General features: G+C 63.5%; 20 protein-coding genes. 5 read left to right on the top strand and 15 right to left on the bottom strand.

Annotation, left to right across the window (positions count from 1 at the left end; translation table 11 throughout):
• Positions 1–81 precede the first annotated feature (81 nt).
• The 9 genes from M0D67_RS18790 to M0D67_RS18750 all read right to left on the bottom strand — a co-directional run bounded on the left by M0D67_RS18790 (position 82) and on the right by M0D67_RS18750 (position 10,530).
• Positions 82–2,433, bottom strand: a complete 2,352-nt coding sequence (locus tag M0D67_RS18790) for a hypothetical protein (RefSeq protein WP_266239364.1) — start codon at positions 2,431–2,433, stop codon at positions 82–84.
• 588 nt (positions 2,434–3,021) lie between these two features.
• The gene (locus M0D67_RS18785; RefSeq protein ID WP_154566369.1) at positions 3,022–3,735 is read right to left on the bottom strand and encodes an ABC transporter ATP-binding protein; all 714 of its coding nucleotides are present in this window, start codon (positions 3,733–3,735) and stop codon (positions 3,022–3,024) included.
• Positions 3,732–4,484 carry an ABC transporter ATP-binding protein gene (locus M0D67_RS18780; RefSeq protein WP_154566368.1) on the bottom strand — a complete coding sequence of 251 codons (753 nt, stop codon included), beginning with the start codon at positions 4,482–4,484 and terminating at the stop codon, positions 3,732–3,734. The genes M0D67_RS18785 and M0D67_RS18780 overlap by 4 nt, the downstream gene beginning before the upstream one ends.
• The gene (locus M0D67_RS18775; protein WP_266239363.1) at positions 4,481–5,719 is read right to left on the bottom strand and encodes a branched-chain amino acid ABC transporter permease; all 1,239 of its coding nucleotides are present in this window, start codon (positions 5,717–5,719) and stop codon (positions 4,481–4,483) included. Before M0D67_RS18775 ends, M0D67_RS18780 begins: the two co-directional genes overlap by 4 nt.
• A gap of 43 nt (positions 5,720–5,762) precedes the next feature.
• Entirely contained in the window at positions 5,763–6,701 is a 939-nt protein-coding gene (locus M0D67_RS18770) for a branched-chain amino acid ABC transporter permease (protein ID WP_054036322.1), read from the bottom strand.
• A 4-nt stretch (positions 6,702–6,705) separates the two neighbouring features.
• Positions 6,706–7,155: a thioesterase family protein gene (locus M0D67_RS18765; RefSeq protein WP_266239360.1), complete on the bottom strand. Its 450-nt coding sequence runs from the start codon at positions 7,153–7,155 to the stop codon at positions 6,706–6,708.
• 3 nt (positions 7,156–7,158) lie between these two features.
• Positions 7,159–7,689 (bottom strand): NUDIX domain-containing protein, encoded by a 531-nt coding sequence (locus M0D67_RS18760; RefSeq protein WP_266239359.1) that lies wholly within the window; start codon positions 7,687–7,689, stop codon positions 7,159–7,161.
• Between the two features lie 175 nt (positions 7,690–7,864).
• Complete coding sequence (locus M0D67_RS18755) at positions 7,865–8,896, bottom strand: low specificity L-threonine aldolase (RefSeq protein ID WP_266239358.1); 1,032 nt, start codon at positions 8,894–8,896, stop codon at positions 7,865–7,867.
• A gap of 245 nt (positions 8,897–9,141) precedes the next feature.
• Positions 9,142–10,530, bottom strand: a complete 1,389-nt coding sequence (locus M0D67_RS18750; protein ID WP_171927419.1) for a YbfB/YjiJ family MFS transporter — start codon at positions 10,528–10,530, stop codon at positions 9,142–9,144.
• Between the two features lie 118 nt (positions 10,531–10,648).
• Between M0D67_RS18750 and M0D67_RS18745 the strand changes: the two genes are divergently transcribed.
• Positions 10,649–11,560 (top strand): LysR family transcriptional regulator, encoded by a 912-nt coding sequence (locus M0D67_RS18745; protein WP_266239357.1) that lies wholly within the window; start codon positions 10,649–10,651, stop codon positions 11,558–11,560.
• A 172-nt stretch (positions 11,561–11,732) separates the two neighbouring features.
• Here the strand turns inward: M0D67_RS18745 and alaS are convergent, their stop codons facing one another.
• A complete protein-coding gene (alaS, locus tag M0D67_RS18740) occupies positions 11,733–14,357 on the bottom strand; it encodes an alanine--tRNA ligase (RefSeq protein ID WP_266239356.1) in 2,625 nt (874 codons plus the stop codon).
• Between the two features lie 307 nt (positions 14,358–14,664).
• Here alaS and M0D67_RS18735 point away from each other — a divergent pair, with 307 nt between their 5' ends.
• Entirely contained in the window at positions 14,665–15,885 is a 1,221-nt protein-coding gene (locus tag M0D67_RS18735; RefSeq protein WP_171927420.1) for a CaiB/BaiF CoA-transferase family protein, read from the top strand.
• A 114-nt stretch (positions 15,886–15,999) separates the two neighbouring features.
• Here the strand turns inward: M0D67_RS18735 and M0D67_RS18730 are convergent, their stop codons facing one another.
• Together M0D67_RS18730 and ggt are read right to left on the bottom strand one after the other, a co-directional pair.
• A complete protein-coding gene (locus tag M0D67_RS18730; RefSeq protein WP_266239355.1) occupies positions 16,000–16,560 on the bottom strand; it encodes an alpha/beta hydrolase in 561 nt (186 codons plus the stop codon).
• Positions 16,561–16,781: 221 nt separating this feature from the next.
• Positions 16,782–18,536 carry a gamma-glutamyltransferase gene (gene ggt, locus M0D67_RS18725; protein ID WP_266239354.1) on the bottom strand — a complete coding sequence of 585 codons (1,755 nt, stop codon included), beginning with the start codon at positions 18,534–18,536 and terminating at the stop codon, positions 16,782–16,784.
• A gap of 496 nt (positions 18,537–19,032) precedes the next feature.
• Between ggt and M0D67_RS18720 the strand changes: the two genes are divergently transcribed.
• Positions 19,033–20,742, top strand: coding sequence for a glutamine--tRNA ligase/YqeY domain fusion protein (locus M0D67_RS18720; protein WP_266239353.1), 1,710 nt, complete (start codon positions 19,033–19,035; stop codon positions 20,740–20,742).
• Between the two features lie 270 nt (positions 20,743–21,012).
• The gene (locus M0D67_RS18715) at positions 21,013–21,906 is read left to right on the top strand and encodes a transporter substrate-binding domain-containing protein (protein ID WP_266239362.1); all 894 of its coding nucleotides are present in this window, start codon (positions 21,013–21,015) and stop codon (positions 21,904–21,906) included.
• Positions 21,907–21,982: 76 nt separating this feature from the next.
• On the opposite strand, the gene M0D67_RS18710 is transcribed toward M0D67_RS18715, so the two are convergent.
• Positions 21,983–22,432 (bottom strand): NUDIX hydrolase, encoded by a 450-nt coding sequence (locus M0D67_RS18710; protein ID WP_266239352.1) that lies wholly within the window; start codon positions 22,430–22,432, stop codon positions 21,983–21,985.
• A gap of 82 nt (positions 22,433–22,514) precedes the next feature.
• Entirely contained in the window at positions 22,515–22,904 is a 390-nt protein-coding gene (locus M0D67_RS18705) for an RT0821/Lpp0805 family surface protein (protein ID WP_266239351.1), read from the bottom strand.
• Positions 22,905–23,186: 282 nt separating this feature from the next.
• On the opposite strand from M0D67_RS18705, the gene M0D67_RS18700 reads away from it, so the two are divergent.
• A complete protein-coding gene (locus M0D67_RS18700; protein WP_266239350.1) occupies positions 23,187–23,426 on the top strand; it encodes a hypothetical protein in 240 nt (79 codons plus the stop codon).
• 56 nt (positions 23,427–23,482) lie between these two features.
• On the opposite strand, the gene M0D67_RS18695 is transcribed toward M0D67_RS18700, so the two are convergent.
• A complete protein-coding gene (locus M0D67_RS18695) occupies positions 23,483–24,952 on the bottom strand; it encodes a cytochrome-c peroxidase (RefSeq protein ID WP_266239349.1) in 1,470 nt (489 codons plus the stop codon).
• Positions 24,953–25,132 lie beyond the last annotated feature (180 nt).

Genomic DNA, 25,132 nt, shown 5'->3' with positions numbered 1-25,132 from the left:
CTAATAGACCACTAACAATTCAAGGAAAGGCCAAAGCCCTAAGAACACGGACAATAAGCGCCGCGAAGGCAAAAACCCTAACTATTTCCTAGCAGCCAGATCCACGTCCAATCCCCCATCCTCCCCCATCCTCACAATCCCCTTGGAAACATCCCTTCGATATCCATAAAGATCAAACTTCATGACCCCAGGATTAGAACTATCCCGAATAAAAGTCCTCGCATTCGTGACCAACGAATTAAACATCTTCACATCACCCGACTCGATCCAGACAAAACTCTTCGCCGCCCCAGCAGGCGGCCTCGCAGCAGCAACGGATGCATCACGCTTGAACTTCAACACCAACCCCTCATCAGTCACCGTCGCACTAGCCAGCCGCCCCTGCAAAACCGGCGGCGGAAACACGGTGTACTGATCGAACACCAGTTCGCTACCCTTCAACGCAACACCCTTGCGTGTAAACGGCGTCAACGACGCCAACGGAATATCCAGCGCCCGCAACAACCCCGCCTGCGGCACCCCCAGCACCTTCACCGAGGTCGGCTCATAGACAAGATGCCGCTCATCCTTAGCCACGATCGTGCCGCTCATCGTCGTCGGCAGCCACACGCCAGGAAAGTGATTCCACAACTTGATCCCGCCCGATACTTCCAACTTGCCATCCACCGGCTTCAACTGCAAATCGTTCAGCGAACGCCGCTCATAGTCGAGCAGATAATCGTTGAACAACGCCGCCATGGCAGGCCACGGCTCGACCACTTCGCCGCCAATGATCCGAATGTCGTACTGGTCCGGATCGTCGAGGTCGACCGGTTGACCCGGATTCTTCGGCACCATCTGCGCATCCAGCGAACGCACATGAAAGCCGATTCGACCCGATACGTAGAAGTCGACATTCTCGACGTGAATCAAGGGTGCAGGTCCGGACGAGTGCCGCTCGTCGCTAATCGCAGAGCCGGGCGTCGCCATGCTCTGACCGACAAATGCCGCCCGCGTGCCGACCGGGATCGCGCGTGCAACCGATGCCGTCCGCAAAGTCTGCGGCACCTGTTGCCAGACCAGGCGCGCCTGCGCGAGCGACGCCTGCTGCGCGCGAATGAAGCTGTCGTTAAAGCGCGCGCTCGCGCTGCCCACTTGCGTCGGCGCATCTTTCGACGCGCTGGCTAGCGTGGGATATGACGGCAAATGCACGTCCAGTGCGCCTGCCTCGTCGAAGGTGAAGTAGCCGGCCGCCATCTGGTCGCGGTAGTGATACAGGTCGAGTACGAACGGCGCATTCGTATCAAGTGGCGTTAGCGCCATGTCGATGTTCATCGGCATCGAACGCATGAATTTCACGTCGCCGCCCTGCACCAGCATGCCGCGCGGTGGCATCGTCGTGGGCCAGTCAATTTTCTGCACCGTGCGGTCGTCGAGCGTGAAACGGACACCTGCGGCACTGGTGTTGATCTGCGTGATGGTCATACGCAACGCGGGCGGTGGCGTGAGTTTGGCCACCTGCATCACGACGTCGTCACCTTCGAGACGCGCGATCGGCGTGTCCACCTTCAACAGGTCGGCCATCTTCACGTGCGCAGCCTGCATCAGCTTGTCGGCACCGACGCCGGCCACTTCGACGTGGTCGGCATGGAACACGAGGTTGTCGGCGTTGCGCATCGACAGCGACCCGATCAGCACGATCGGCACCCACGTGTCGCGATGCATTTCGCCCGTAATTCGCAAGGTGCCGCCGTCTTGTGGCACCACTCGCATATTGCGCAGCGGCGAGCCCTGGTACTGGAACAGGTAGCGATTGAAAATCGCAGTGAGCTTGGCGCTGTCGAGCGTGACGTCGCCACGGTGGACGTTGATCGTCACGCTGGTCGGATCGTCGAACACGATCGGCTGTCCAGCGCGTGCCGGCGTCAGCGTCGCGGCCATGTCGTGAATCATGAAACCGATATCGCCGGTCACGCGAAAGTCGACGTCGCGCGCGAACATCAACGAACCGTCGATGCCGGAATCTCGCAGCGTAAGCGGACGGCTGCGCTTTTCGGTCATGCCGCTCGCGGCCGGCACGCGTGCGGCGACGCGCTGTTCGGCAGCAAGCTGTTTGGCCTTGGCGAGTTCGAGCGAGGGGCGCGATGCAAAGGCAGGATGATCGGTGCTCGCAACGGCGGTGCCGCTCGAAGCCGTAGCGACGCCGTTCGTGGCGTTAGCGGTGAGTCCCGCGTCCGGTTGAGATTTTGCCGTCAGCGGGCTGTCGTTGTTGCTCACAGCGTTCGCCGCCGTGCTCGTTTGTGTCGACGGTGCGGATGCGGCATCGCCGGTCGTGGAACTCGCGTCGGCGCATGCGGACATCAGCAGCGCGGCCGTCACCAGTGCGGCGCCAGCGCCAGCACGCGTGCGCCATGTTTCTCCGAGCGGCGTGCGCGCCACTCGACGCGACAACATTCTTTGAAGCGGCCGCAGCGCGGGCTCCGCCTGCACGCCGTCAGCCGATGTTTCGCCCAATGCGCCTGTCTGTTTCATGACGTCTCCTCCTGAGTCCGCGGCGCGTCTTTTGCGCGCCCGGCACGGCATGGTCGGTCGCACATACGTCGGCTTTAAACACCGTGCCGCCGTTGCGCGCCTTTGACCTGATTGTCTTGATTTGTCAGCGCGCTGCCGACAAGATTTCTGGAGGACGCTCACCAAACGATCAAGCGTTTGAATCGCCACAACAAGTCACTGGAAAGCCCCACGCATCAGGCTTGAGCGCGCTGTACGCAAACGGGATTCAAACGGCATTCAGAGCGCGATTTGGGCGTGGAACGAGGGGCGCGTGCATCGCGCAGTGCGTGACGCGCATGTCAGAACAGCAAAAAGGTCGCAAATTCGAATGCGGCGCTGCAATAAAACCGCAGCGAGACGCCAGCCAAGGACGCTCAGGTTCGGCTTCGCGAAACCGGGCTCGGGCGCCCTATCGAGCGCTGTCCTTCAGTGAGCTGCGGCGACGCCGGGTGAACCAGCGGTTATGCGCAGCTCCGCTACGCATCGCGGCTAACCCACACCCAACCATTCCTGCATAACGTCCGGCCGCTTCACAAACGACGCGAGCGCGTCATCGAAGACAATTTCGCCGTGCCCCATCACCGCAACCCTGCTGGCGATGTCTTGCGCAATGACAAGCCGCTGCTCGATCAGCAGCATCGCCACACCACGATCACGCAACATCCGCAGACATTGCGCGACCTGCCCCATCACCACGCTGGCCAGCCCTTCGCCCGGTTCGTCGATGACCAGCAGGTCGGGGTCGCCGAGCAATGCCCGGGCGAGCGTCAGCATCTGTTGTTCGCCGCCCGATAACACGCCGGCGCGCGTGCGCTTTCTTTCGCGCAGGACGGGGAACAGTTCGTAGGCGTCGTCAAAGGTGAAGCGCGGTGCACGGCCGCGAGCGTGCGGTGCCACACCGAGTTGCAGATTCTCATGGACGCTCAGCGTCGGAAACACGTCGCGATGCTCTGGCACGTAACCGAGCCCCAGGCGGGCGATCTCGAAGGTGCGTAGTCCGCCGAGCGCATGGCCGGCAAAACGCAACTCGCCCTCGCTGCGCACGAGGCCCATGATCGCGCGCGCCAGCGTCGAGCGTCCGGAGCCGTTACGCCCGACAAGCGCGACGACTTCGCCGGCGTCGATCTGCAAGTTGACGCCGTGCAGGGTCTGACTCGCGCCGTACCAAGCGTTCAGTTGTCGAATGTCGAGCAAGGCAGTCATGGGCGGACGCCGTCGCCAAGATAAGCGGCGCGCACGGCCGCATCCGCGCGAATCGCCGCCGGCGTGCCGGTCGCGATGATCCGGCCTTGCACCAGCACCGAAACGCGGTCGGCAATCGCAAACACGGCGTCCATGTCGTGCTCGATCATCAGCAACGTACGGCCGGCGGTGGTCGCGCGAATCAGTTCGATGGCGCGCGCCGCTTCGGCGCGGTTCATGCCCGCAGTTGGCTCGTCGAGCAGCAAGGTGTGCGCGCCGCCTGCAAGCGCAAGGCCGAGGTCGAGCGCGCGTTGCTCGGCATAGCTAAGCGTGCCGGCCTGGATATGTCTGCGCGCACTCAGCCCCACGGCTTCGAGCACCTGCTCGGCACGCGCATCGACCGTACGTGAGCCGCTGAAACGCTGCCACCAGCGCGTGCGGTCGCGCTCGGCCAGCATGGCCGCGCAGCGCAGGTTGTCGAATACGCTGAGGCGTGCGAACACGCTAGTGGTCTGGAAGCTGCGCGCGAGGCCCCGGCGCGTGATGGCGGCCGGCGCGAGGCGCGTGATCTCCGCGCCGAACAGATCGATGCGCCCGGCGTTCGGGCGCGCGCCGCCGGCAATCAGATTGAACAGCGTCGACTTGCCCGCGCCGTTCGGACCAATCAATGCATGGCGCTCGCCTGGCTCGATCGCAAGATCGACGCCGCGCAGAATCCGCGTGGCGCCGATGCGTTTTTCGACGCCGTAGACCGCGAGGGCCGGGATCATCGCGCGTCTCCGGCGATCTGCGTGGCGCTGGCGCGCACGGCAAGACGCGCTTGCGCACGATGTGCATAGTGCGCGGCGAGTGCGCCTGGCGCGGCCAGCATGAACACCACGACGCCGAGCCAGAAATGCGCCGAGGCCGGCTCCAGCGGCACACCGATGACGCTGAACGCCGCGCCATCGGCCGCACCGAATTGCGCGGCATAAGCCCACTGCACCGCGAACACGACGGCCAGCGTCCATAGCACCGCTGAGGCCGCGCCCCATAGATACGCCTTGCCGCACACGCGCCAACCGTAAGCGGCAACACGTGCCGTGTGCCGCTGCATGAAGCCCGCCAGTCCGTCCGGCGACGCCACCACGATCACGATAAAGAACAGCCCCAGATAGAACAGCCAGGCCCGCGTCACGCTCGCCACCGCAACGCTGAAAAACGTCAGGACGATCGCGCCCGCGACCGGCCCGAAAAACGCGCCTGTGCCGCCGATCACCGTCGCGATCAGCACGGCGCCCGAGCGCATCATGCCGACGCTTTCCGTCGACACCAGTTCGACATTGATCAACCCCAAGGTGCCGGCAATACCGGCAAAAAACGCCGACATCACCACCACGCCATAGCGGATACGGCCCGGATAACAGCCGATCGCCGCGGCGCGCACTGGGTTGTCGCGCACGGCGTTGGCGAGCCGCATGAACGGTGTGCGCGACAACACGAACATCGCGACGCTCGCCAGCACGCACCATAGCGCGATCAACGCATACGCCTCGCGCGCCGGGCCGAAACTCCAGCTTGCGAGCATCGGTCCGCTCGCGCGATCGATTGGCACGCCGGCCTCGCCGCCGAACCAGTCGGGCAGCGTCCACGCGGCCGCGGCGACGAGCTCGCCAATGCCGAGCGTGATCATCGCGAAGGCCGTCCCGGCGCGCCGCGTCGACACGAAACCGAACAGGACTCCGCACAGCGCGCCGCCGATGCCGCCGATCAACGGCAGCAGCACCAACGGCACGCCGACGCGATTGAACACTTGCGCCGCAATGAGTGCGCCGAGGCCGGAATAAGCGGCATGTCCAAAGGACAGCAAGCCTGTTTCGCCGAGCAGCAGGTTGTACGAAAGCGCGAATACGATCATCGTCGCGGTTTGCGCGAGATAGGCGAGGAGCCAGCTTTGCGGCCAGACAAAGGGGGGCACGGCGAGGAACAGAACGAGCGCGAGCCATGGCGCGAACCTGCGCAACATCGAGCGCGGCTTGACTGCCGGCACAGCAAACTTCTCGGGCGGCTCACGCATGATCGTCACGCCGTCCGAACAGTCCACGCGGGCGCAGCGCCAGCATGGCGACAAGCAGCAGATAGGGAATCAGCGGCGCGAGTTGCGCGAGCGTCAGCGTGTCCCATGCGTCCGGCAGCACGCCTCCGAATACGGCCGTGAGATCGCCCAGCGACACGTCGCTCGCTACCGCGAAGGTCTGCACGCAACCGACGATCAGCGATGCCGCCAGCGCCCCGCTCAACGAGCCCAGTCCGCCGATCACGACCACCACGAAGACGATCGAGCCGAGCGACTCCGCCATCGACGGTTCGATCACAAAGAGCGGCGCACCGATCACGCCGGCCAACGCGGCGAGCGCTGTGCCTGCCGCGAACACACCGGTGAACACGCGCGGCACGTTGTGGCCGAGCGCCTCGACAGCACTCGCATGTGTAAGCGCCGCGCGTACGATCAGCCCCGCCTTCGACACGCGCAGCACCGCGTAGAGCACCGCCAACATCGCCAGCGACACCGCCATCATGAAGGCCCGATAGCGTGCAAAGGCCGCGCCGTAGAGGGTGAACAACGGCCCGTCGAGCACGGCCGGAACAGTCGCGCCAAGCGGACTCAAGCCCCAGCCAAGCTTGACCAGCTCACCGAGCAGATACGCGGCGCCGAAAGTCAGCAGCAACTCGGGGAGATGACCGTGCACACGCACGCGGCGCAACAGCCAGCGCTCCAACGCCGCGCCGATCAAGCCGACGATCAGCGGCGCGATCACCAGCGCACTCCAGAAACCCGCATGCGCCGCCACCGAAAAACCGACGTACGCGCCGAGCATGTAGAAGCTCGCGTGCGCGAAATTCAGCACGCCGAGCATGCTGAAAATCAGCGTCAGGCCCGCCGACAGCATAAACAGCAGCAGGCCGTAACTGACACCGTTGAGCAGGTTGATGACGAACGACTGCACGCGCCTATTCCGCCTGCACAGCGACGGTCAGCGGTTCGAGCGCCGCACGCAAGTCGGCGGGCAAGCTCACCGGGCGACGCGTGACGCGATCCACATACACGTGCACGAAATGCCCTTGGGCGGCGGGTTGATCTTCGCCCTCCTTGAAGAGACCCACTTCGTAGCGCACGCTCGAGGTGCCGAGCCGCACGACCCGCAAGCCCGCTTCGACGCGCTCGGGAAACACCAGCGGCGCGAAGTAATTGCAATGCGTCTCGACCACAAGACCGATCGTCGCGCCATGCTCGAAATCGAGCACGCCGGCGCGAATCAGGTACTCGTTCACCACCGTGTCGAAGTAGCTGTAATAGACGACATTGTTGACGTGGCCGTAGACGTCGTTGTCCATCCAGCGTGTGGTGATCGGTAGAAAATGCGGGTAGGCGCCGCGCGTGGCCGGTGCGGGTTTGTTCATCGCTTACTGCCCTGGTTTTTCGACAAACTCGAACGGCAAGCCGCGCCGCCGCATCCATTCGCCGAGCGCCTGACCGGTGCCCGCACGCCACGGACGCAGTTTGGCCGGCTCGACCAACCGGTATTCGAGCAATTCCGGCGACAGCGCGACTGTGCCGTACGCCTTCACGTGATACGCGATGATCAGTTCGTTTTTGCGGATGAATTCGTACACGCCGATCAATTCGACCGTCTCAGCGTGCAGCGAGGTTTCTTCCAATACTTCGCGGGCGATGCCCTCTTCCGGGGTCTCGCCGTTTTCCAGAAAGCCGGTGATCAGCGCGAACATGCCTTCCGGCCAGGCGGCGTTGCGCGCGAGCAGAATCTTGCCCTCGTACTCGACGATCGCGGCCACCACCGGCAGCGGATTGTTCCAGTGGACGTACCCGCATTCCGTATCAGGGCAGATCTGGCGGGTCCGGCCGCCTTCGTGTTCGGCATCGGCGCGCTCGATCAAAGGCGTAGCGCAGCGCGGACAAAATCGGTGTTCGGTCATGGCGAGTGGGTCGTCTCTTATGGTTTGTGTGCAGCGTTGTTCAGTGTTGAATGTCGTGCTGCCACTGGTTCAGCAACTCGTGCGCGGTGCTAGTTTGTACGCTTGGTTCCTGGTTCCAGCTTCCGGTTCAAGTTCACGGTGCCGGGCTGGTCGCAGGCGCGCAGTCGATGCGGTTTCAGGCCAGGCACAGCTCGCGCACTTCCGCAGCGAAACGCTCGACGGTTTCCGGCTGAGTGTCCCACGCGCACATCAGCCGGCAACCACCCGCGCCGATGAACTCGTAGAACTTCCAGCCGCGCGCACGCATTGCCTTGGCGGCCTGCGCCGGCAATTGCGCAAAGACCGCGTTCGATTCTCGCGGAAACATGATGCTCACACCGGGAATTTCCTGCAACCGCGTTTCCAGCAAGGCCGCCATTGCATTCGCATGACGCCCATTGCGCAGCCAGACGTCGTTATCCAGCAGTCCGAGCCACGGCGCGGAGATGAAGCGCATTTTCGAGGCGAGTTGGCCGGCCTGCTTCAGACGGTAGGCGAAATCGTCGGCGAGCGAGCGATCGAAGAACACCACGGCTTCACCGACCGGTAAACCGTTCTTGGTCCCGCCGAAGCACAGCACGTCGACGCCCGCACGCCACGTGATCTCGGACGGATGCACGTCGAGCGCCGCGACCGCATTCGCAAAGCGCGCGCCGTCCATGTGCACTTTCAGATGACGCCGCTTGGCGATCGCCGCGATCGCGCGCACTTCCTCGACGGTGTAGACGGTGCCTACTTCCGTCGATTGGGTCAGCGTGACGACCTTCGGCTTCGGGTAATGAATATCGGCGCGGCGCGTGACGACCGCTTCGATCGCATCCGGCGTGAGCTTGCCGCCGACGCCCCGCGCGGTCAGCAGCTTCGAGCCGCCGGAGAAGAATTCCGGGCCGCCGCATTCATCGGTTTCGATGTGCGCGAGTTCGTGGCAGATCACCGAGTGATACGACTGGCACAGCGACGCCAGCGCCAGCGAATTGGCGGCCGTGCCGTTGAACACGAAAAACACTTCGCAGTCGGTCTGGAACAGATCCCGCAGGCGGTCGCAAACCTGGTTGGTCCAGGAGTCGTCGCCGTAAGCGGGTTCGTGGCCGCTGTTGTTGGCGGCGATCAGCGCGTTGAGCGCTTCGGGACAGATGCCGGCGTAGTTATCGGACGCGAAATGTTGCATGGCTGGCGGCGCGCCCGGCGACGGGCGCGCTGAGATGTCGGGAAAGCCGTCATTTTAGTGCGCCGGTGAGTTATTTGTTTTTTGGCCTGGTATTTGCCTCGTAGGCGGTTCAACGGGCCCATGCGCTCGGCGCAAGGCGGCGGATGAACTTGCCTTGCTGGCGCTTGGACTTGGACTTGCGCCTGCACTTGCACCTGCGCCTGCGGGATCGGTTGACGTCGAGGAATGCGCCCCCGGAAAGACCGTTAGTTGCAGCCGCAATCGGGCATGCGGCCACGGCCTCGCGGCATGTGTGCCACGACGATCAGGCCGGCCGCGCCCAACAGTAGCGTCCCCGCCGCCAGCCACAAGGCCGGCGAGAAAGACCCCGTGTGCTCGGCGATCGGCGCGGCCACCAGCGGGCCGACGATCTGGCCGACGCCGTAAGCCGCCGTCGCATAGCCCATCAGGCCGGCCGCTTCGTCGCCAAGCAGGCGCCGCGCCTCTCGCATCGCGAACAGGGTGATGGCCGTAAATGGCAGGCCGATCAGGATGCTGCCGAGCGAGAAACCGCCCGCCGTGGGCCAGACGATGCCGAGCGCAATACCGGCGGCTTGCAGCACATAGCAACCGGCGAGCAGGGTGCGATTGTCCCAATGCACCGGCAGGCGTGCCGCGAGAAGCGCACCGACGATCAAGGCCGCGCCGAACATAGGCCAGAACAGATCGGGCCAGGACGAGCCCGGCAGCGCGTGGCGCGCGATCACCGGCAGGAACGTCGCGGTGATGATGTAGCCGAAGCCGGGCACGCCATAGAGCAGAATCAGCCAGAAGGCGTCGGCGCGGTGCGGGGCACGGTTTGTGGGGGCGTGTTGGCCGGCGGCGGGGATTTGGTTCGCGACGGAGAAATGGTTCGTGGGTCGCTGAATTGCGACGTATTGGCCGGTGTCGTGCTGCCCGGCGGAGTGCTGCCCAGCCGAGCGTTGACTGGCATGAGCGACGGGCATCGACCCGTTCGTGGCAAGCGTCGCGCCTTTTGAAGTGGTGCCGGTCACGGCCCCGAACACGGGCCAAACCACGATCGAAAGCACCGCCGCGATGAGTCCGAAACCGATCCAACCGACCGTCGCGCCATAGCCGCCCGCAGCGCTGACGAGCAAACCTGTTCCGACAATGCCCATGCCCGGGCCCGTATAGATCACCCCGCCCCACCCGTGCGCGCCGAGTTCGGCGAGCCGCCGCAAGCCCCACTGCGAGGCGAACACGAAGGTCCAGGCGCTGACCGCGCCGGCGATGAAGCGCACGACGGCCCACACCCAGAATTGGCTTGTTACGCCCATCGCCAGCGTCAGCAGGACCGTCGCGACAAGCCCCGCGCGCACCATACGCGCCGGCGCCACCCGCAGCGCCGCGCAGGTGATCGCGCCGACGAAATAGCCTGCGTAGTTGGCCGATGCGAGCCAGCCGCCGTGCTGGATATCGATCTGCGGCTGACCGAGAGCGCCGCCGTGAAGCATCAGCGGCAGGAGCGGCGTGAACGCAAAACGGCCGATACCGAGCACCACGGCCAAGGTGATCATGCAGGCAAGCGCCGCGCGGCGGGCAGCGTGACGTTCGGTAGCGGTGTCTTGCGCGCTGGAAGCGAGATCGATCATAAGTGGACGAATAGCGGAAGCGGGCCGGCAGTCGCCGGTTTGTTCAATCCATATTAGCTTGACCTTTAGATCACGAAAAATGAATAATTGCGATACCAACCATCGCCAGGAGAGAATCATGGATCTGGCCGCCTTGACCATTTTTCGTGCTGTCGTGCGGGAAAACGGCGTGACGCGCGCCGCTGCCAAGCTCAATCGCGTGCAATCGAACGTCACGACGCGCATCAAGCAACTCGAGGAGCAACTGGGCACTGACCTGTTCATCCGCGACGGCCGGCGCCTTGTTTTGACCCCGGCTGGCGAGACACTGCTGCCCTACGCTGAGCGTCTGCTCGCACTCGCCGACGAGGCGCGCCATGCCGTGCGCGAGGATCGTCCGAGTGGGCGCCTGCGTTTGGGCACGATGGAAAGCGTCGCGGCGACGCGTCTACCTGGATTGCTCGCGAGTTACCACCAGCGGTGGCCGGATGTCGCGCTGGAACTCGAAACCGGCACGACCGGCAAGCTGATCGAGCGGGTCCGCGAATTCGAAGTGGATGCGGCGTTGGTGGCGACGCCACCAGATCCAGCCACGCTCGGTGAATTGTTCGAGACAGTGCCGGTTTTCCGCGAAGAACTGGTGATGCTGTCGCCGCGAGGCCATCGGCCGATTCGCGAAGTACGGGATATTGCTTTATCGACGCTGATCGCGTTCGAGCGCGGGTGTGCTTACCGGGCGTATATCGAGAAGTGGTATCTGGAGCACGGCGTGAGGCCGGCTCGCGTTCTGGAACTCGGCTCGTATCATGCGATCGTGGCTTGTGTCGCCGCCGGCGCGGGAGTGGCCGTGGCGCCGCGATCAGTGCTCGATCTGCAAACGGATACGAGCAACATCGCGGTTCATGAGCTTCCGGATATTGGTGTGATCGAGACGCTTCTCGTCTGGCGACGAGGGCATTTTTCGTCCGCGCTCAATGCGCTGCGGCAAGCGCTTGTGTCGGGAGAGGATGCGGTGGAGTTACCTGTCGCTGCACCGGTAGGCGTTGCTTGAATTTTTGCTTGTTACTTTGCCTGCGTGGCGGGGAACGCTAACCGCGACAGCAATGGGTTAGGTTGATGCACGGCAAGACACGGCACGACACGACACACCAAGGCCAAAAACAACTTGGGCCACCCGGGACGCAAAAACCACCAGCGCCCCGCATGGCCCAATCAAACCCGAATCAAAGCTGGGCTTCGACCCAACCCTTCACGCCTGCCAATGCCGCCGGCAGATTCGCCGGTTCGGTGCCACCCGCTTGAGCCATATCCGGGCGCCCGCCGCCCTTACCGCCGACTTGCTGTGCAACGAAGTTGACCAGTTCACCGGCCTTGACCTTCTTGCTGGCGTCAGCCGTCACACCGGCGATCAAACTCACCTTGCCACCCTCGACCGAGGCCAGCACGATCGCCGCACTCTTCAGCTTGTCCTTCAGCTTGTCGACCGTCTCGCGCAGCGTTTTCACATCGGCGCCCTCGAGCGTGGCCGCCAGCACATGCACGCCGGCCACTTCGATTGCCTGACCGGCAAGTTCATCGCCCTGGCTCGAAGCCATCTTCGACTTCAATGCGCTCAGTTCCTTCTCCAGCGACTTCACCTGATCCTGCACCTGCATGATCCGCTGCGTCAGTTCCGACGGCTGCGCCTTCAACACGGCCGCAGCCGCATTGATCCGCGCGTCGAGATCCTGCACGAAGCGCACGGCGTTATCGCCCGTGATCGCTTCCACGCGACGAATGCCGGCAGCCACGCCGCCTTCCATCACGATCTTGAAGAGTCCGATGTCGCCCGTGCGATGCACGTGCGTACCGCCGCACAATTCACGCGAGAAGCCGAGGTCGAGCACGCGCACTTCGTCGCCGTATTTTTCGCCGAACAGCGCCATCGCGCCGCCCTTCACCGCTTCGTCGAACGGCATCACGCGCACAATGCCCGGCGCGTTCGCCAGCACTTCCGCGTTGACGATCGCTTCGACCTGACGAATCTGCTCGTCAGTCATCGGCGCGTTGTGCGCGAAGTCGAAACGGGTCTTGTCCGCATCGACCAGCGAGCCCTTCTGCTGCACGTGCGAGCCGAGCACTTCGCGCAGCGCCTTGTGCATCAAGTGGGTGGCCGAGTGATTGCGCTCGGTGCGGGCACGACGCACCGCGTCGATTTCCGCCTTCACGACGTCGCCGACTTTCAGCGTGCCCTGCTCGAGCGTGCCGTGATGGCCGACCACGTCCGCCTGCACCTTCAGCGTGTCGGTCACCGCAAAGCGTACGCTCGCGTTCGCCAGCACGCCCTGGTCGCCGACCTGGCCGCCCGACTCCGCGTAGAACGGCGTGTGGTCGAGCACGACGACCGCCTGCTGGCCGTGGCTCACTTCCTTGACCGACGCGCCGTCAACATACAGCGCGATCACTTTCGCGTCGTCAAAGATAATTTCTTCGTAGCCGTGGAACGTGGTCTTCGCGCCCGAGTATTCGAGGCCCTGCGCCATCTTGAACTTGCCCGCCGCGCGAGCCTGTTCGCGCTGACGCGCCATGGCTTCGTCGAAAGCGGCTTCGTCGACCGTCACTTCGCGCTCGCGGCAGACGTCTGCCGTCAGATCGAGCGGGAAGCCGTAGGTGTCGTGCAGCTTGAACGCGAGTTCGCCGTCGAGCGTCTTGCCACCCTTCGCTTCCAGATCGGCCAGCGCGCTTTCGAGAATCGACATGCCGTGCTCGATGGTCTCGAAGAAGCGCTCTTCTTCCTGACGCAGCACATCTGTCACGCGTTGCTCCGCGTCCTTCAGTTCCGGATAGGCGCCGCCCATTTGCGCGACGAGGTCCGGCACCATGCGGTGGAAGAACGAACCCTTCTTGCCCAGCTTGTAGCCGTGGCGGATCGCGCGGCGCACGATACGGCGCAGCACGTAGCCGCGGCCTTCGTTGCCCGGAATCACACCGTCGACGATCAGGAACGAGCAGGCGCGGATGTGATCGGCGATCACCTTCAGCGAGTTGTTCGTCAGATCGGTTACGCCGGTTTCGCGGCCTGCAGCCTTGATGAGCGCCTGGAACAGATCGATCTCGTAGTTGCTGTGCACGTGCTGCAGAACCGCGGCGATACGCTCGAGACCCATGCCCGTGTCGACGCACTGCTTGGGCAGCGGCGTCATGTTGCCTTGGGCGTCGCGGCTGAATTGCATGAACACGAGATTCCAGATCTCGATGTAGCGATCGCCATCTTCCTCAGGAGACCCCGGCGGGCCGCCCCAGACTTCCGGGCCGTGGTCGTAGAAAATTTCCGAGCAAGGGCCGCACGGCCCGACGTCGGCCATCTGCCAGAAGTTGTCCGACGCGTAGCGCGCACCTTTGTTGTCGCCAATGCGGATGATGCGCTCGACCGGCACGCCGACTTCCTTCGCCCAGATGTCGTGCGCTTCGTCGTCTTCGTGATAGACGGTGACCCACAGCTTGTCTTTCGGCAACTGGTACACGCCGGTCAGCAATTCCCACGCGTAGTGGATCGCGTCGCGCTTGAAGTAGTCGCCGAACGAGAAGTTGCCCAGCATTTCGAAGAACGTGTGGTGACGCGCGGTGTAGCCGACGTTTTCCAGATCGTTGTGCTTGCCGCCGGCGCGCACGCTGCGCTGCGCGGTTGTGGCGCGCGAATACGGACGCGATTCCGCGCCGAGGAACACATCTTTGAACTGCACCATTCCCGAATTGGTGAAGAGCAGTGTCGGGTCGTTGCCGGGCACAAGGCTCGACGAGCGAACGATCGTATGGCCCTTCGATTCGAAGAACTTGAGGAATTTCTCGCGGATTTCGGCGGCTTTCATAGCGTGCGGGGGACGGGTTTGCCAGTTCCCTGGCTGTTACCGGCGGCATCATGGGGATGCGCCAACTGTTTGTTTCTTAAACGACTGATTATACGGGATCGGCGCCCGTGCGCGGCGGCGGCCCTGTCCCACCCTGGTCCCGATGGCCATTCGGCCAGGTTTGGCCGGGTAGCGAGTGACATGGCGAGGCGCGCCGCGCGTCCTATGCCGTTCGGCTGACTGCGCCGGCGCGCGGGAATCGCTTAAGATTGCCCCCATCCGCGGCGACATGTACGTCGCTTTGGCTACAAAGGAGACAATGAAAAATATGGGCGCTCTCAGTCATATCCGCGTGCTGGACCTCACACGCGTACTCGCCGGGCCTTGGTGCGCGCAGACGCTCGCCGATTTCGGCGCCGACGTGATCAAGATCGAACGGCCCGAAGTCGGCGACGACACGCGCCACTGGGGGCCGCCGTATCTGAAAACGCCTGAAGGCGCCGACACGCGCGAGGCCGCCTATTACCTTGCGGCCAATCGCAACAAGCGCTCGGTCACCGTCGACATCGCTTCGCCCGAAGGCCAGCGGATCATCCGCGAACTGGCCGCGCAAAGCGACGTGGTGCTGGAGAACTACAAGGTCGGGCAGTTGAAGAAGTACGGCCTCGATTACGCGTCGCTGAAGGAAGTCAAGCCCGATCTGATCTATTGCTCGGTGACCGGCTTCGGGCAAACCGGCCCGTATGCGCAGCGCGCCGGCTACGATTTCATTGTGCAAGGCATCGGCGGCTTCATGAGCATTACCGGCGAGCGCGACGGCCAGCCGGGCGGCGGCCCGCAAAAGGCCGGCGTCGCGATCGCCGATCTGATGACCGGCATGTATTCGACCATCGCCGTGCTCACGGCGCTCACGCATCGCGACCGCACGGGCGAAGGTCAATACATCGACATGGCGCTGCTCGACGTGCAGGTGGCCATGCTGGCCAACATGAATTCGAATTACCTGGCGAGCGGCCAGCCGCCCGTGCGCTGGGGCAATGCGCATCCGAACATCGTGCCCTACCAGACCTTCCAGACCAGCGACGGCTGGATCATTGTCGCGGTCGGCAACGACGGCCAGTTCCGCAAGTTCGTCGAGGCCGGCGGCCGCACCGAACTCGCCATTGACGAGCGATTCGCCACCAATCCGGCACGCGTACGCAACCGCGATATCCTCGTGCCGATTCTTGCCGACATGGTGCGTCTGCAGGGCAAACAACAATGGATTGCCGCCCTCGAAGCAGCCGGTGTGCCGTGCGGGCCGATCAACGATCTGGGCGAAGTGTTCGAGAACGAGCAGGTCGTGGCGCGCGGGTTGCAGGTCGATCTGCCGCATCCGTCGGGCGGCACGGTCAAACTGGTGCGCAATCCGATCAATATGAGCGGTACGCCGCCCGAAGCGCTGTCCCATCCGCCGACGCTCGGCGAGCACACCGACAGCATCCTGCGTGATGTGCTCGGCTATGACGAGGCACGGATTGCGGCGTTGCGGGACCAGTCGGTGATTTGAGGCCGGCTGCGCTGCGGGCGAGTGGTTTGGAGCCGGCCGAGGCGGTGGCAGTTTTCAGCGGAGCTGGCGACGGTGCCAGCTCACTCGCCGCCCGAAACTCCGCAAATGAGGCCATCACCGCCCTTCGCCCAACGAAGCCAGCCAGCGCCGCCCCTCTTCCCAATCGCCGAGGCCGCTATCGGCATTGATGTGGCCGCGCGGCCCGATATCGATCCAGCGGCTGCCCCACGCGCTCGCACAAGTCTGCGAAAACGGCACACCACCGTATAGATCGTCGCTGCTCGATACGACGATGCTCGCGAACGGCAGGCGCGTGCGCGGCACCGGCGCAAAGCCGCTGGCGTCCTGCGGAAAATGCGCCTCGGAGGGGTTGGGCACGGCCACCAGTAATGCACCGGCCACTTTCGCCAACTGCTCAACGCTCGCGTATTGCGACGCCCAGAAGGCGGTCGTCAGGCAGCCCAGGCTGTGCGCGGCGAACACCACCGGCGAGTCGGTTGCGGCCACTGCGGCGTCGAGCGTGCGGCACCACGCGTCGCGCGTCGGATGATCCCAGTCAGGCATTTGCACGCGCACGAAGGCGGGATCGAGCGCTTCCCAAAGCGTCTGCCAGTGACCCGCGCCGGAGTTCTGGTAGCCCGGCAGCACGAGTACGTTTAGTTTTTGTCCGCTCATTGCGTTCCCCGTCGCAGTTCGTTTTTCAAGTTCGCTTTCGCGATATGTTTCCGCGGTCCACGTCTGCAATTGTTGCTGCGGTACGTTTTTGCGGTACGTTTTTGCGGTACGTTTTTGCGGTACGTTTTTGCGGTACGTCTCCGCACGCAGTCCGTCTCCGCAGTTTGCTTCCGCAGCCCGCTTCCGCAATCACCCACTTCGCCCGGCCAAAGCCGCATGCTTCAATGCATCACACGGCCCACGCCCACGCCGCGCGGATCAGCTGCCGGCTCAGGCGTCGTCCCTTCGACGCGGATCATCTGCACGTCGCCGTTAAACGACTGCCCTTCCAGCGTGTAGCCCCTGGCTTTCAGCTGATCGGCCAACTCACCCGTGATCGGATGATACGGCTCGAAATAGATCGTCTTCGGCGGCAGCAACTGATGATGGAACCGCATCGCGGCCAAAGCATCGGCCGGCGCCATGTTGAAATCGTACAGGTTGGTCATGACCTGGAAGATCGACGTGAGTATTCGCGAGCCGCCAGGCGTGCCGATCACCAGCGACACCTTGTTGTCCTTCAACAGGATGGTCGGCGTCATCGACGAAAGCGGCCGGCGTCCCGGGGCCACCGTGTTCAGGTCGTCAGCCGTCGCGCCGGGCGTGCCGGCGGCAGCCGGTTTGGTGACGAAGTCGTCCATCGCGTCATTGAGCAGGAAGCCGCCGCCGTCCACTACCACGCCAGAACCGAAATCCCCGTTCAGCGTGTAGGTGTTCGACACGGCGTTGCCCCACTTGTCGACCACCGAAAAATGCGTGGTTTGCGCTTTCTCCGGCATCACGTCGCCGAGGCCGCCTTTGACCGGCGTGGCGCCCGGCACTTCGTCGGGTTTCACTTCATCGGCGCGTTGCGCGAGGTAGGCGTCGCTGGTCAGTTTGTCGAGCGGCACCTTGTACGAATCGGGGTCGCCGATGTATTGCTGGCGATCGGCGAACACGCGGTCTTCGATCTGCGCGATCAGATGGATATACGGCTCGGAATTCAGCTCGAGGCCATCGAACGCCGGCTTCAGATCGGCCTTCATCTTCAGCATCTGGATCAGCCCGACACCACCCGAACTCGGCGGCGGCACGGTCACGACCTGGTAGCCGTTCCAATTGGCGGTGAGCGGCTGGCGCCAGACAGCCTTGTATTGAATCAGGTCCTGCTTCGTGACCAGACCGTGGCCATACATCTGCTGGGCGATCAGATCGGCGGTGCGGCCTTCGTAAAACTCACGCCCGCCGTCGCTGGCGATGCGCGAGAGGGTTTGCGCGAGTTCCGGCTGGCGATACATGACGCCCGCCTTCAGGTTCGAGAAGTAGGCTTCGAAGTTGGTCTTGCCGGCGAAACTCTTCGCTGCCGCGTCGTGGCGCTGCTGCAACCCCTGGTCGACCTGGAAGCCGTCGGTGGCGTAACGGATCGCGGGCGCCAGCACCTGCTTCCATTTCAGCTTGCCGAAACGCTGCTGCGCTTCCCACATGCCCTCGACGGTGCCCGGCACGCCCACCGCGCGATGGCCGACGAGGCTCATACCCGGCACGAGGTTGCCTTTATCGTCGAGGTACATGTCGCGGGTCGCCTGTTGCGGCGCGCGCTCGCGATAGTCGAGAAAATACGGCTTGCCGTCCATGAACACGGTCATGAAGCCGCCGCCGCCGAGATTCCCCGCGTCCGGACAGGTCACGGCCAGCGTGAAGGCGATCGCCACCGCGGCGTCCACCGCGTTGCCGCCGGCGGCGAAGATCTGCTGCGCGGTGTCGGCGCTGAAGCGATCCGGCACGGCCACCGCCGACGCGTCCAGCACGGCCTTGGGCAGCGGCGTTTTCGCGAGCGCGGGGACGGGCGCGGCGAAGCTGCCGGCGAGCGCGGCGAACACGGCCGCAGCCGTCACGATCCGTGCGAAAGACAAAGAGGCGAAGGGCGCGCGAGGCGCGTCATGCGACGGGACGGACATCTGAGGAACTCCGGGAACTAGGAACGCCATGTTGCACGAACGGAAAGCGTCCATGCCAGGGCGGCCCAATGGGTGACGCGGCCTGCGTGCCCGGCAGCGCTCTGGTGGGCGCTACACGGCAGGGCACAGGCAGCGCAATCCGAAACGGCTTGAGCGGGGCGCGGGTGTGCGGCGAGGCTGTCTGGCTTGCGCCGCACGGGCGCAAAGCGGCGCCGGGGAAAAATCCGTGGGCGAACATCATGTCGCCCGTGCGCGGCGCGTGGAGAGTGCGCCGCCCGCATCGTAAGTCGCCATGGACCGCGCCAACAAAACGTTTTACCTCCTGTTACAGCACATTAAACGCAGCTTGCACGATCTCGTCCGCCCCCAAAAACCACTCGAAACCGCTCAAACGTTGGCTGCGCGCCGCACTCGCCTGCCGCGAGCGAACGCGTCAGGTAGAATTGACGGATAAGTGGGCGCATTGCGCGTCCCCGACAGACTTTCACCTTCTCGCATGAATACCGAACGCAACGACGCGCCAGCGGCATCCAATTTTATCCGCAACATCATTGACGAAGACAACCGCACCGGCAAGTGGGGCCAGCGCGTCGAAACGCGCTTTCCGCCCGAGCCGAACGGCTACCTGCACATCGGTCACGCCAAGAGCATCTGCCTGAACTTCGGCGTGGCGCGCAGCTACGGCGGCGTGTGCCATCTGCGTTTCGACGATACGAATCCGGAAAAGGAAAGCATCGAGTACGTCGACTCGATCATCGACTCGGTGCGCTGGCTCGGTTTCGAGTGGGAAAAAGGCGGCAAGGAACAGCTCTACTTCGCGAGCGATTACTACGACAAACTGTACGAATTCGCCGAACTGCTGATCGAACGCGGCAAGGCGTATGTGGACAGCCAGTCGGCCGAAGAAATGCGCGCGAACCGCGGCTCGGCTTCCGAAGTCGGCACGCCGTCGCGCTTCCGCGAGCGTTCGGTGCAGGAAAACCTCGACCTGTTCCGCCGCATGAAAGCCGGCGAGTTCAAGGAAGGCGAGCATGTGCTGCGCGCGAAGATCGACATGTCGTCGCCGAACTTCAACATGCGCGACCCGGTCATCTACCGCATCCGCTTCGCGCATCACTACCGCACCGGCGACACATGGTGCGTGTACCCGATGTACGACTACACGCACTGCATCTCGGACGCGCTGGAAAACATCACGCATTCGCTGTGCACGCTCGAATTCGAAGACCACCGTCCGCTGTACGACTGGATTCTGAACGAGCTGGCCGAAGCTGGAATCTTCACGCGCCCGCTGCCGCAACAAATCGAGTTTTCGCGCCTGAACCTGACCTACGCGATCACCAGCAAGCGCAAACTGCTGCAACTGGTGACCGAAGGCCATGTCGAGGGCTGGGACGATCCGCGCATGCCGACTATCGTCGGTGTGCGCCGCCGCGGTTTCACGCCGGAAGCGATCCAGTTGTTCTGCGAGCGCATCGGCGTCACCAAGGTCGATTCGTGGATCGACATGAGCGTATTCGAAGGCGCGCTGCGCGACGATCTGGACGACAAGGCGCCGCGCACCGCTGCCGTGCTCGATCCGGTCAAGCTGATCATCGACAATTTCCCCGAAGGCGTGACCGAGCCGTGCAATGCGCCGGTCCACCCGCATCATCCGGAAATGGGGGTTCGGGAGTTCCCGATCTCGCGCGAACTGTGGATCGAACGCGAGGACTACAACGAAACGCCGCCGAAGGGCTACTTCCGCCTGTTCCCGGGCAACAAGGTGCGCCTGCGCTACGGCTATGTGATCGAATGCATCGGTGCGGACAAGGACGAGAACGGCAACATCGTCGCAGTCCACTGCAACTACTTCCCGGACAGCAAATCGGGCACGGAAGGCGCGAACACCTATAAGGTCAAGGGCAACATTCACTGGGTCAGCGCGGCAGGCGCGGTCCCGGCCGAAGTGCGCATCTACGACCGTCTGTTCAAGGAACCGCAACCGGACGCCGGCGGCCGCGACTTCCTCGAAGCGCTGAATCCGGATTCGAAGCGCGTGGTCAACGCCTACCTGGAACCGGGTGCGCGCGACGCGCTGCCGGAACAGCGCTATCAGTTCGAGCGCCACGGCTATTTCGTCGCCGACCGCGTCGATTCGAAACCGGGCAAACCCGTATTCAATCGCATCGTCAGCTTGCGCGACAGTTGGGGCAAGCCGGCGTAAGCTGGAGCCACAACAGCGCGAAGCGCATCTGACGTAGCTTCTCTGAAGTCAAATACGGCGTGCATTTCGCGAGCGGGATGCACGCCGTTTCGTTGCATCATGTTCCATCGACAGTGACAGCGCGGCATCCATGCACGCGCGAGTCCGGGAGGCCCGATGAAAGTTGCAGCCCGTCGCGGGGTAAGCGCATGGGACACAGCATCAGGTGCGGGTCATACGCGTGCCGTTGCTGTTACGCGCATAACCCGCGCCGCACGCGTCGCGCATAGCATGCGCTGCGCACTCGTGGCGCTGAGTGCGTTTGGCGCGGCGTCGCTCGCCTGCCCCGCTCACGCGGACGAACTCACCGGCACGCTGAAGAAAATCCACGACGATGGCGTGGTCGTACTCGGCGTGCGAGAAGCGTCGATTCCCTTCTCCTACTTCGACGGCACGCGCACGGTCGGCTACTCGCAGACCATCGCGCTGCAGATCGTCGACGAAATCAAGAAAACTCTCGGCCTGCCGCAACTGAAGGTGCACGAAATCACCGTGACCTCGTCGAACCGCACGCCGATGTTGCTGAACAACCAGATCGATCTGGAATGCGGCTCAACCACGCACACGGTGGAACGCGAAAACGTGGCCGCGTTCTCGAACAGCTTCTTCCAGTACGCGGTGCGCATGATCGCGCGCAAGAGCAGCGGCATTACGGATTTTCCCGACCTGGCCAGCAAGACGGTCGTGACGACCGCCGGCACCTCCGACGAGCGCCTGCTGCGCCGCCTGAACACCGAGAAGCATCTGAACATGCGCATCACGAGTGCGCGCGATCATGCGGAAGCATTCAGCGCGGTCAAGGATGACCGGGCCGTGGCCTTCGTGATGGACGAGCCGATCGTGTACGGTTTCAAATCGACCGACCCGCACCCCGAAGACTTCGTGGTAACCGGCACGCCGCTCGGCTATGAGGTCTACGCCTGCATGTTCCGCAAGGGCGACGAGCCGCTGCGCACGCTCGTGAACGGGGTGATCGCACGCGGCCAGCTTGCCGGCGACGCGGAACGTCTATACAACCAGTGGTTCACCCAGCCGATTCCGCCGCACGGCATCAATCTGAATTTTCCGTTGTCGGAACAGAACCGCACGCTATTCGCGCATCCGAACGACCGCGCGCTCGACTGAGCGCGCCGGCAGCGCGCGTGGCGGATGCAGGTGGCGGGCATTGCCAAGCGCTACAGTCCAAACAACCCATCCACCGCTATAGCGTTCGATGCAGTTCCGCGAGCGAAAGCGTGGTCTGAAAGAGCCGTGTGAGACTGCGGCTCGCATACTGCTCGACTTCGTCCGGTGTGGTCCAGCGATATGCGTCCATTTCGGGGATCAGCGTGCCGTCGGAGCGGCGCGGAAACAGCGACGTGCAAATGCAAGAAGACAGATCGAGTTCGTCGGCCGTCGCGCGCGCCGCGAACAGATGCAGATCCTTGTCGCGCCGGTAGACGAACAATCCGAGATCCTTCAAGCGCCCGGGTTCGATCACGATACCCGTCTCCTCGACCATCTCGCGCAACGCCGTGACGTGTGGCGCCTCGCCCTCTTCGCCATGCCCTTTCGGAACGTCCCAGTGAGACGTTTCGGTGGCATGCGCGAGCAGCACCCGGCCGTCCGGGTCGAGCAGCACGACGCCGCACGAGACGACCCGCGCGCTCATCGACGCAACGCGCCGCAAGGACGCACAACTTCAGGCTGCGCCGGCGGCAAGCCGGCGCGCGCCATCATACCGGCCCGCACGCTCAGTGCTTTTTCTGCAATTGCCAGTTGCCGCCGCCCTGTTTGCAGAACTGCGGACGCAGGTTCATCGACTGCCCTTTCGCATTCAGCGCGACGCCGACGTCGCGGCAAGTGCGCTCGCCATCCTTCGCCGTGCTGGCGATGCTGATCGTCGCGTCGATCTTCACGCTGTTGCCGGTGTCTTCGTTAACCCAGTTCACGCTTTCGCCGTCCTGCTTGTCGTTCAAGGCAGCGAACACGGCGCTCTTGATCGAGTCGACGTCGCGTTGCTTCATGTAGCTGATCGGCGTGTCGTTCAGAAAACCGAGGTTTGCCGCTTGCGCGCCAATGGCGCCGCCAAGCAGCAGGCCACCGACGGTCAGGTGAAACAGGACACGGGTTCGCGTCGACATGAAGGGTTCTCCTCGAAGAGTAGTTCGGCGGTCTCGAGCGCGTTCACGGCGGCTCGTGATCTGGACCCCAAAAGCATAGCATGTCGTCCTCGAAGTGGCCGCCTGGATGCGGCATCGCAACGGCCCAAGGCAGCCTGCAGCATCCGATTCCCGCTTTGCTGGGACGAACGGGCGCGACAACCGCTCAGACTTTTTAGGACGAGTCTCATATCTTCTTATGAAGCGTCTTCTTAAGATAGGTCTGTTGCGCTGTAGCGCTGATCAAGCTTCCACCGCCGCCCTATGGACATCTCGTTTGCTCTCGAAACCTTCACCGTCTCGGTCGCGCTCTTTTGCGTCGCGCTGGTGCCGTTCGCCATCGGCCGCGATCCCGGTCTTGCGCGGCGCATCGTGCAAATGGACAGCCTCCCTCGCGCACGCTGGCCGAATCTGCTGACACGCGCCGGCATTGCATGCGTCCTCATGTCGTTCGCGCTTCTGCTGGTCGGCTGCTATTACATCATTGCCGGCGCAGGCCACTGACCACGCCCGCGGCGGCACGTGCCGCCCCGACTAGCGGCGCGTCCATCGCCCGGCGATCAATTCGCCGCCGCCTTATCTCCCGCCTTATACCCATCGGTGAGCGTATTCAAAAACGCCACCACATCCTTGATTTCAGCCTCGTCGAGCACCGGCTTGTCACCCGGCTTGCGATCGAACGGCGGCTCGGTGTTCAGATTGGCCCAGTAACGCTGCGGCAGATCGTCGAACTTCTGCACCTTGCCCTTCACGAACGGATAAAACTTTTCCGGGTTCGTGTCGCGTTGCGCATAAAAACGCACTGCCTGATCCAGCGAATGATAGATGCCGTTGTGGAAGAAACTCTTCTTCAACGCGACGTTGCGCAGCGTCGGCGTGCGGAAGATGCCGCAAAACTCGGCACGCCCCCCTAGATCGGTACGCTCCGGCCCACATGCGCCGAGGTCGTAGAAATGCGGATCGCGATTCACCGGCAGCGCGCGGTTGCGCGGCACGCCGATCGCAATCAGACCGAAGTCGCTGAACTGCGGCGGCGCACCGTCCATGGTGCGCTGGCTGATGTGGCAGCTCGCGCAATTACCCTTCTTTTCGTCGTTGAAGACTTCCAGACCATGTAGTTCGGCCTTGGTCAGTTGCGCTTTGCCCGCCAGATACGCGTCGTACTTGCTGGTGTACGGATAGAAAATCTCGGGTGCCTGCTCGAAGGTTTCCAGCGCTTGCAGCACGGCGTTGAAGGTGGCGTCGTCGCTATCGAAAATATGCGCGCCGAATGCCGTGCGGAAAGCCTCCGCATACGGCGCGGCCTTCACCGCCGCCTTGACCTTCGCAGGCGTGCTGCCCATTTCGAACGACGACAGCAGCGGAATACGCGCCTGGTCCGAGCCGCGGTCGACCCTGCCGTCCCACGTCAAGCCGCCGGTCGGCCCGGCATCCACGCTCTCATCGCCTTCGTCGTCCGACTCGTGATAGTGCTCGGCGAACGCCGGCACCGATTGCAGGTACTTGAGCGTCGGCGCGGCGCGCATGCCGGTGCGGTGCATGTCGTTGCCGCCCAGTTGTACCGACAGCGAATTCGCCGGCGAAAAGCCGTGATCGGGGCTGTGGCACGACGCGCAGGCCAGCTTGCCCGAGCCGGATAGCGACGCGTCGAAGAACAGTTGCTTGCCGAGGGCCGTCATCTGCCGCACGGATTCGTAGACTTGCGCGCGGGTCTGACCGGCTTCATGTGCCGTCACCTTGACGGTAGAGGCCACTGTAGAGGTGGACGCCGCCGACGCACTCGTCTGGCGCCCGACGCCCGCGTTGGCATTGGTATTGGCGTTCGTATCCGCCCTGGCGCTCACTTGCGCGTTGCCATTCCCGTCGGCCTTGCCCCCCGCTGTCTGCGAGCCTGCGTCGCACGCGGCCAGGGTCACGGTCATGGCTGCGAGCGCCATCGCCAGCACCGCGCCAATGCCTGCCGGCCTCACGCGCCGCCGCGCCCGCGGCCGAACCGTCGTTTTACGAATCCCCGCGAGACCAAGCCGCATATGAATGATGTGAGTTTGCGATATTGAAGTCCGCGAGCGTATTTCATCGACATGTCGTTTAAATGACATACAGCCGACGAAAATATCGAAACCCAAGCCATTCGTAATTAGTTACATGTTTCTGTCAAATTCCTTGCTCAAACTTTCGCTCGCGGCCATCCGTGTAAACAATGCACGCGG

The organism is Paraburkholderia sp. SECH4 (assembly GCF_030511745.1).
In the GTDB taxonomy this organism is placed as follows: Bacteria; Pseudomonadota; Gammaproteobacteria; order Burkholderiales; family Burkholderiaceae; genus Paraburkholderia; species Paraburkholderia madseniana.
Note: the sequence above shows the minus strand (reverse complement) of the source record. Positions and strands in the feature narration are given on the sequence as shown.